The sequence below is a fragment of the Cryobacterium sp. TMT4-10 genome, from assembly GCF_004403275.1.
Taxonomy (GTDB): domain Bacteria; phylum Actinomycetota; class Actinomycetes; order Actinomycetales; family Microbacteriaceae; genus Cryobacterium; species Cryobacterium shii.
Genome location: NZ_SOGU01000067.1, coordinates 21,789 through 28,582 on the forward strand (window position 1 = coordinate 21,789; position 6,794 = coordinate 28,582).

The following is a 6,794-nucleotide window of genomic DNA, read 5'->3' on the forward strand; positions in this document are numbered from 1 at the left end:
ACTCCTCACCTTCCGCTGATGAAGGCGGGGGTGAACATCGCGCGAACATCCGAGGAAGGGCTCCGGAACAGACGGCGGAACGTCCATTTCTGCCGCCTGCCCGTGATCTAGTCGATCAAATGGATGCGACTCGACGACAATTTCTGACCACGGTCGGCACCATGGCGGCCGGGGCCATGGCCGCCGGCGGCGCGGCCGGCGCCGCGAAGGGCGCCGGATTCGGCGCGGCAGGGCACCCCGGCAGCGCGCGGCAACCGGGCGTCACCGCCACCCTGCCAGCCCCGGCCGATTCCGGGATCGACCACGTGATCGTGCTCATGATGGAGAACCGCTCCTTCGACCATTTCCTCGGCTGGATGCCTGGGGCGGACGGCAAACAGGCCGGGCTGACCTACACCGACCGCTACCGGGTCCGGCGCGCCACGCATCATCTGGGGGACTTCCAGGGCTGCGGGCACCCTGACCCCGACCACTCGTACGAGGGCGGCCGCATCCAGTTCAACTCGGGCAAGTGCGACGGCTGGTTGCGATCCGGCGAGAGCGACGCCTTCGCGATCGGCTACTACGATTCAACGGATCTGGACTTCTTCCGCCAGGCCGGACCGGACTGGACGGTCTGCGACCGGTATTTCGCGGCCACCATGGCCGAAACGTACCCCAACCGGTTCTACCAGCACGCCGGGGCCACCGACCGCACCCACAACTCCACGGTCACGAGCACGCTGCCCACCATCTGGGACCGGCTGTCCGACGCCGGACTGCGCGGCAAGTACTACTACGGCGACATCCCGTTCACCGCGCTCTGGGGCACGAAGTACCTCGATATCTCACACCCGTACGCCGACTTCCTGGCCGATTGCGCGTCGGGAAACCTGCCGGAGGTCTCCTTCGTCGACCCCCGGTTCTCCGACGAAGGCTCCGGCACCTCCGGTGACGACCACCCGCACGCCGACATCCGTTCCGGTGAGCTCTTCCTCGCCGAGGTCTACGCGGCCGTCACGAAGAGCCCGGCGTGGGGACGCACCCTGTTCGTGATCAACTACGACGAGTGGGGCGGCTTCTTCGACCACGTCGCCCCGGTCACGGCCCCGGATGCCGATCCCGGCAACGCCCTGCGCGGCTTCCGGGTGCCGGCCGTCGTGATCTCGCCGCGCGCCCGGCGCCGCCATGTCGCGCACGAGACGTACGACCACACCTCCGTGCTGAAAGCCATCGAGTGGCGCTGGAATCTGCCGCCGCTGACGCCGCGGGACACGGCCGCGCGCAACATCGCGGAGGTCCTGGACTTCACCAGCCCCCCGAACCTGCTCGCCCCGAAATACCTGGTTCCGCCCTTCGTGGCCGGTGCGCCCTGCGCGCCGGTGGGAACGCCCTCGGTCGAAGAATGGCCGGCCCTGAGGGACAAGGCGCTCGCGGACGGGTGGATGCTGCCATGAGCGTGACGCGCGGGGCACCCGGCATCCGTCGACCTCTCGGGCTGCGCTGGATGGCCGCCGCGGCCCTGATCCTGCTGGCGACGGCGACCCTGGGTCAGATGATCGACCCACCGGAGGCCGAGGCCCGGTCGGGGGCCGCGGCTGGAGGAGGCACCGGAGGCGGCACCGGCACCGGCGCCCTGCCCGGGGCCAGGCACGTCTTCGTGATCAACCTGGAGAACAAGGGCTACGACAGCGCCTGGGGGCCGGCGTCGGCTGCGCCCTACCTGGCCGGAACCCTGCGCAACCAGGGCGTGCTGCTGACCCAGTACTTCGGCGTCGCCCACAATTCCCTGCCCAACTACATTGCCCAGATCTCGGGACAGGGCCCGAACCCGCAGACCCAGGCCGACTGCCAGACCTATTCGCCGTTCGTGGGTGCGGGCACGACCAGCCCGGGACAATACGTGGGCAACGGATGCGTGTACCCGGCCGCCGTTCCCACCGTCGCCGGCCAGCTGACCGATTCGGGGCGTACCTGGAAGGGGTACATGGAAGACATGGGGTCCTCCTGCCGGCACCCGTCACTCGGTGCTGTGGACGACACGCAGAAGGCGCGCGTGGGGGACCAGTACGCGGTCCGGCACAACCCGTTCGTGTACTTCGCCAGCATCACCGGCTCGCCGGACTGCGCTCGGAACGATGTGGACCTGAATGCGCTGACGGCCGATCTGGCGTCGACCGCCACCACGCCGAACCTCTCGATGATCACCCCGAACCTGTGCCACGACGGCCATGACGCGCCCTGCGTCGACGGGCAGCCGGGCGGGCTGGCCAGTGCCGACGAGTGGTTGAAGCGGTGGGTCCCTGCGATCACGTCGTCACCGGCGTTCAAGCGGGACGGCGTGCTGGTCATCACCTTCGACGAGTCGGACAGCCCGCAAACCGATTCCTCCGCCTGCTGCGGCGAGGGCCCCGGCCCCAACAGCCCGCTGCCCGGCATCACGGGGCTCGGCGGCGGCCGGGTCGGCGCCCTGGTGCTGTCGCCGTTCGTGGCGGCGGGAACGACCTCCACCACGCCGTACAACCACTACAGCCTCCTCGCCAGCATCGAGGACACCTTCGCCCTGCCGTACCTGGGGTACGCGGCGACGCCGGGACTCAACCGGTTCGGACTGGATGTGTACAACGGGGGTCGCCACCGGTAACGGCGATTCCGGGGCATGATGAGCGCATGGGATCACCGCGCCGCCGCTGGCTCCTCGGCGCCGTCGTCGGGCTGTTCCTTCTCGCGCTCGCGTCCGCCGCCGTGTTCTGGCCAGGGGCGAACCCGTTCGCGACACCTGTCCCGTCCGCGGCATCCACCCCGCCCGCGACATCCACCCCGTCGGCCCGGCCGGGCGTGCAGCATGTCTTCGTGATCAACCTCGAGAACAAGGGGTACGACCGCACCTGGAGTGCGGATTCGACGGCCCCGTATCTGTCGGGCACCCTGCGCGACCAGGGGGTGCTGCTCACCCAGTACTTCGGGGTGGCGCACCACTCGCTGCCCAACTACATCGCGCAGATTTCCGGGCAGGGGCCGAACCCGCAGACCCAGGCGGACTGCGGCACCTACACGAATTTCGTTCAGACGGGCACGGCCGACTTCGATCAGGCGGTCGGTGACGGATGCGTGTACCCGGCCGGGGTGCCCACGGTCGCCGACCAGCTGGGCACCGCGGGCCTGCGCTGGAAGGGGTATTTCGAGGACATGGGCAAGGCGTGCCGGCATCCGTCGCCCGGTGCGGTCGACGACACTCAGCGTGCCCGGCCCGGGGACATGTACGCGGCCCGCCACAACCCGTTCGTATACTTCGCCAGGATCACGGGCTCGCCCGACTGCGCCCGGAACGTGGTGGACCTGACCGAGCTCGAGGGCGACCTGGCCCAAGCGTCGACGACAGCGAACCTGACGATGATCAGCCCGAACCTCTGCCATGACGGCCACGACTACCCGTGCGTCGACGGCGAACCGGGCGGTTTGGCCAGCGCGGACGCCTGGCTGCGGGAATGGGTGCCGCGCATCCTCGCCTCGCCGGCGTTCGCGGCCGACGGCCTGCTGGTGATCACCTTCGACGAGTCGGACAGCGCGAAATCCGACTCCAGCGCGTGCTGCGGCGAAGTGCCCGGACCCAACGCCGCCCGTCCCGGCATCGAGGGTCCCGGGGGAGGGCGCGTCGGCGCCCTGGTGCTCTCTCCGTTCACCGCCGGCGGCACGTCATCCGACACGCCGTACAACCATTACAGTCTGCTGGCGACGATCGAGGACACCTTCTCGCTGCCGTATCTGGGCTACGCGGCGACCCCGGGCCTGGCCCGTTTCGGTTCGGACGTGTTCAACACCGCGCACCGATTTTAACACCGTGCACTGACTTCAACACCGCGCGCTAACGCTGAAAGCCCGTTTCGGTGTCCGCCAGGTGCACGAGCGGACAATTCTCACAGGCGGCAGGCGTACCCTCGAATCACAGCCCGTCACGAAGGCTGGAAGGGGAGACAGTGGTGTATACCCGCGTGGACAACAGCGTCGCGGTGCAACAACTTGCGATCGGGCTGCACGATTCAGGCCGCGATCGACCGTGGGTTGTCGTGTCGTCGCCGTTCGGCACCGCCGTGCCCGAAATCGGGATCGAGCAACTCTCCAGCCAGATCGGTGACGTCACCCGGGTCTTCCTGATCGAGACCGGCGAACTCACCCGCCAGCTCGGCGACCTGCTCCCACCGCAATTCCAGGTATACGGCAGCGCCGGTCGCTCCTATCCGGTCGGCGACGCCTTCGCGACCCTGTCCCGGTCGAGGCTTCGCTTCACCCACGGCGACCCCCAGCACGCCACCGACCAGCTGGTCACGGATGCCCTCGCCCACGCCCACCAGGCCGGCCTCTTCGCGCTCGCCCCGGCATCCGTCATCACCGTCGACGGCACCGTCAAGGGCTTCATGCTCGGCGGTTCGCGCGCCCTGGTCGAGCTCGACGGCGGCGGCATGGCCACGGTCTGGCAGGAGCTGACCTACCCGCCGGTGCCGCTGGACTGGACCCTCAAGCCCGGGCAGCGCATCCGGGGTGCGCTCGATGCGCCCACCCATCGACTCAATGTGGAGAACAAGCCGCCGACCACGACCGCGATCGCCAATCGCTACCCGCACGGCAGCATCACCCTCGCCCTCGTGCAGAAGGTCAGTGCCCAGCGCGCCGTGCTGGCGCTGCACCCGCACCTGCAGTTCACGATCACCCGCGCCGACATCTCGGCCAACCCGCTCGACAAGGTCGACGCGCTCCTCTCCGAGGGCGATGTGGTGGCCGCGCGGGTGATCCACCTGCCCAGCGGCGCCCTGCACCTGTGCCTGAGCGACGTCGACGACGACGAGACCGTGCTGCCGTCGCTCTGCGCGGTGCGCAACGGCCCGCCGTGGCTGCAGGAGAACCGTCCGCTGCTGCCGCTGGTCGAAGAGGACGAGCCGACCGCTCAGGTGGTCGACCTGGTCGAGTCCCTTCCTGTTGTCGAGCCCGCCGTGGCCGGGTTCACGCCCGCGGACTCGGTCTGCGCGGGCAGGATCGCCGCCGGCGGATCCGCCTCCGGAGACGCCGGCCCAGCGGACGGCGCCGAGGCCTTCGCCCTCGCGAATCTGCTCGAGGCCCGCGCCCCGCTGCCGCGCCCGTCGCCGGGACCGGGCCGCATGCACGCCGTGCGCCGTCCGGCCACGACGTCGACTGTGATCCCCTTCCGTGTCACCCCCACTCCCGCACCCGCTCCGCATTCGGCGTTGCAGTCCACGCAGCTCTCCCTTGCCGAGGCGAAGGCGCGCATCACCCGGCTCGAGACCCAGTTGGTTGAGGCCGGGGCCACCGACTCCGACCTGGCCAAGCTGCGTGAGCAGGCCCGGTCGGCTCAGCTGCAGCTGCGCGACGCCCTGGTCGAGCTCGCGACCCTGCGCCACACGGTCGCGGAATTGCGCGATGACCAGCGAGCCCAGAGACGGATGCTGCGGGAATCCCGCCGCACGGCGCCCACCCCGGTCGCGGCGAGCGAATACGAAACCCGGCGCGCGCAGTGGGAGGACCCGGCCGGCTGGGTGCGCCACGAAATCCTGCTCGCCTGGGTCGACCGTGTTCCGGAGTCGGACCGCGAGGAATGGCCGTTGCCGCACAGCTACGTGCTGGGAGAGCGGTTCCCCGACTCCCTGGCCGGGCTCGACGACGGCCAGCTGGCCAAGGCGTTCAAGGCATCCGTCGACGTGCTGACCGGGCGGGTGAAGACCCTCACCGGGCGGCACCTGCACGCTCTGCGCCAGGGTGCAGGTCCGGCCGATCCGCATCTGCTGCGCTGGGACGGCGCCCGCTGCATGCGGGTCTCGATCGAGCAGAACACTCCGGCCGCGCGTCGGATGCACTTCTGGCAGCTTCCGGATGGCGGCATCGAGCTGGGCCGGATCGTCACCCATGACGACATGGAAGCCTAGGCCCGACCCCCTGTAAATCTCTCTCCCGGGTGACTATTCTGGAATCCTTACAGGCCGTCCACGCCCGCTGGGCCGCGTGCCCTGAGCCTCGTCAACAGGCCCTCCAGAAGCAGGAGGAAGAGATATCTATCACGATGAACAAGTTGCAGGTCAAGCCCCTCGATGCTCCAGATGAGCGCCGTACTCCGGAGAAGACCCACCTGGACCTCAACCGTCTGGGCGAGTACACCATCGGACGGATGACCATGGAGCCAGGCTGGTCCTGGTCCGAGTGCATCAAACCGGTGGTGCAGACGGAATCCTTCCGGCTGCCGCACGTGGGCTACTGCGTCTCCGGATCCCTCGAAACGGTGCTGGATGACGGCACTCGATCCACCATCACGGCCGGCGACTCGTACACGATCCCGCCAGGCCACGACGCCCACGTCGTGGGTGAGGAACCCTGGGTGGCAATCGAGTTCGCCAGTGCCGAGGCCTACGGGGTGCCACCGGCCAAGTAAGCCGGTTCCAGCCGGTTCCAGCCGGTTCCAGCCGGTTCCAGCCGGTTCCAGCCCGCCACCTGGATGTCGTCCCACGCGGTATCCAGGTGGCGCCTCTCAATCCCGGTGCTTCTCCAACCCGGTGCTTCTCCAACTTCCATGGCCGGATTTCTCGGCCCTCCTGGCGTCGCGCTACGTGTCCGGCTACTGGTCGTCGCGGGTGATGTTCTTATGTTCGATGGCGTCGGCCATCTGGATTCGCGATTTCGTGGTCTTGCGCCACTTCCGCGGTCCGCTCTCCAGCCAGGGTGGTGCCATCACCTCGGGCGAGCCCCGGACCATCCGGATCTGCCACCCGGTGCTGTCGAGCATCCGGTGATCGAACCAGCCCTGTTTTATC

At 68.9% G+C, this 6,794-nt stretch carries 5 protein-coding genes and 1 pseudogene; 5 read left to right on the top strand and 1 reads right to left on the bottom strand.

Annotated elements, in window-relative coordinates:
- Positions 1-119: 119 nt before the first annotated feature.
- From E3T42_RS09585 to E3T42_RS09605, 5 genes are all read left to right on the top strand, one after another.
- Positions 120-1,436 carry an alkaline phosphatase family protein gene (locus E3T42_RS09585; protein WP_134367260.1) on the top strand — a complete coding sequence of 439 codons (1,317 nt, stop codon included), beginning with the start codon at positions 120-122 and terminating at the stop codon, positions 1,434-1,436.
- Complete coding sequence (locus E3T42_RS09590) at positions 1,433-2,623, top strand: alkaline phosphatase family protein (RefSeq protein WP_134367262.1); 1,191 nt, start codon at positions 1,433-1,435, stop codon at positions 2,621-2,623. The genes E3T42_RS09585 and E3T42_RS09590 overlap by 4 nt, the downstream gene beginning before the upstream one ends.
- 26 nt (positions 2,624-2,649) lie before the next feature.
- A complete protein-coding gene (locus E3T42_RS09595) occupies positions 2,650-3,816 on the top strand; it encodes an alkaline phosphatase family protein (protein ID WP_134367264.1) in 1,167 nt (388 codons plus the stop codon).
- A 140-nt stretch (positions 3,817-3,956) separates the two neighbouring features.
- The gene (locus E3T42_RS09600) at positions 3,957-5,915 is read left to right on the top strand and encodes a hypothetical protein (protein WP_134367266.1); all 1,959 of its coding nucleotides are present in this window, start codon (positions 3,957-3,959) and stop codon (positions 5,913-5,915) included.
- Positions 5,916-6,049: 134 nt separating this feature from the next.
- Positions 6,050-6,415 (top strand): cupin domain-containing protein, encoded by a 366-nt coding sequence (locus E3T42_RS09605; RefSeq protein ID WP_134402925.1) that lies wholly within the window; start codon positions 6,050-6,052, stop codon positions 6,413-6,415.
- Between the two features lie 183 nt (positions 6,416-6,598).
- Here the strand turns inward: E3T42_RS09605 and E3T42_RS16745 are convergent.
- Positions 6,599-6,794 (bottom strand): annotated as a pseudogene (locus E3T42_RS16745) (hypothetical protein); the annotation flags it as partial.

Bases quoted from the DNA above. Each gene is read 5' to 3' on its own strand.
- E3T42_RS09590 (WP_134367262.1), top strand. From the start codon at position 1,433: ATGAGCGTGACGCGCGGGGCACCCGGCATCCGTCGACCTCTCGGGCTG.
- E3T42_RS09585 (WP_134367260.1), top strand. From the start codon at position 120: ATGGATGCGACTCGACGACAATTTCTGACCACGGTCGGCACCATGGCG.
- E3T42_RS09595 (WP_134367264.1), top strand. From the start codon at position 2,650: ATGGGATCACCGCGCCGCCGCTGGCTCCTCGGCGCCGTCGTCGGGCTG.
- E3T42_RS09605 (WP_134402925.1), top strand. From the start codon at position 6,050: ATGAACAAGTTGCAGGTCAAGCCCCTCGATGCTCCAGATGAGCGCCGT.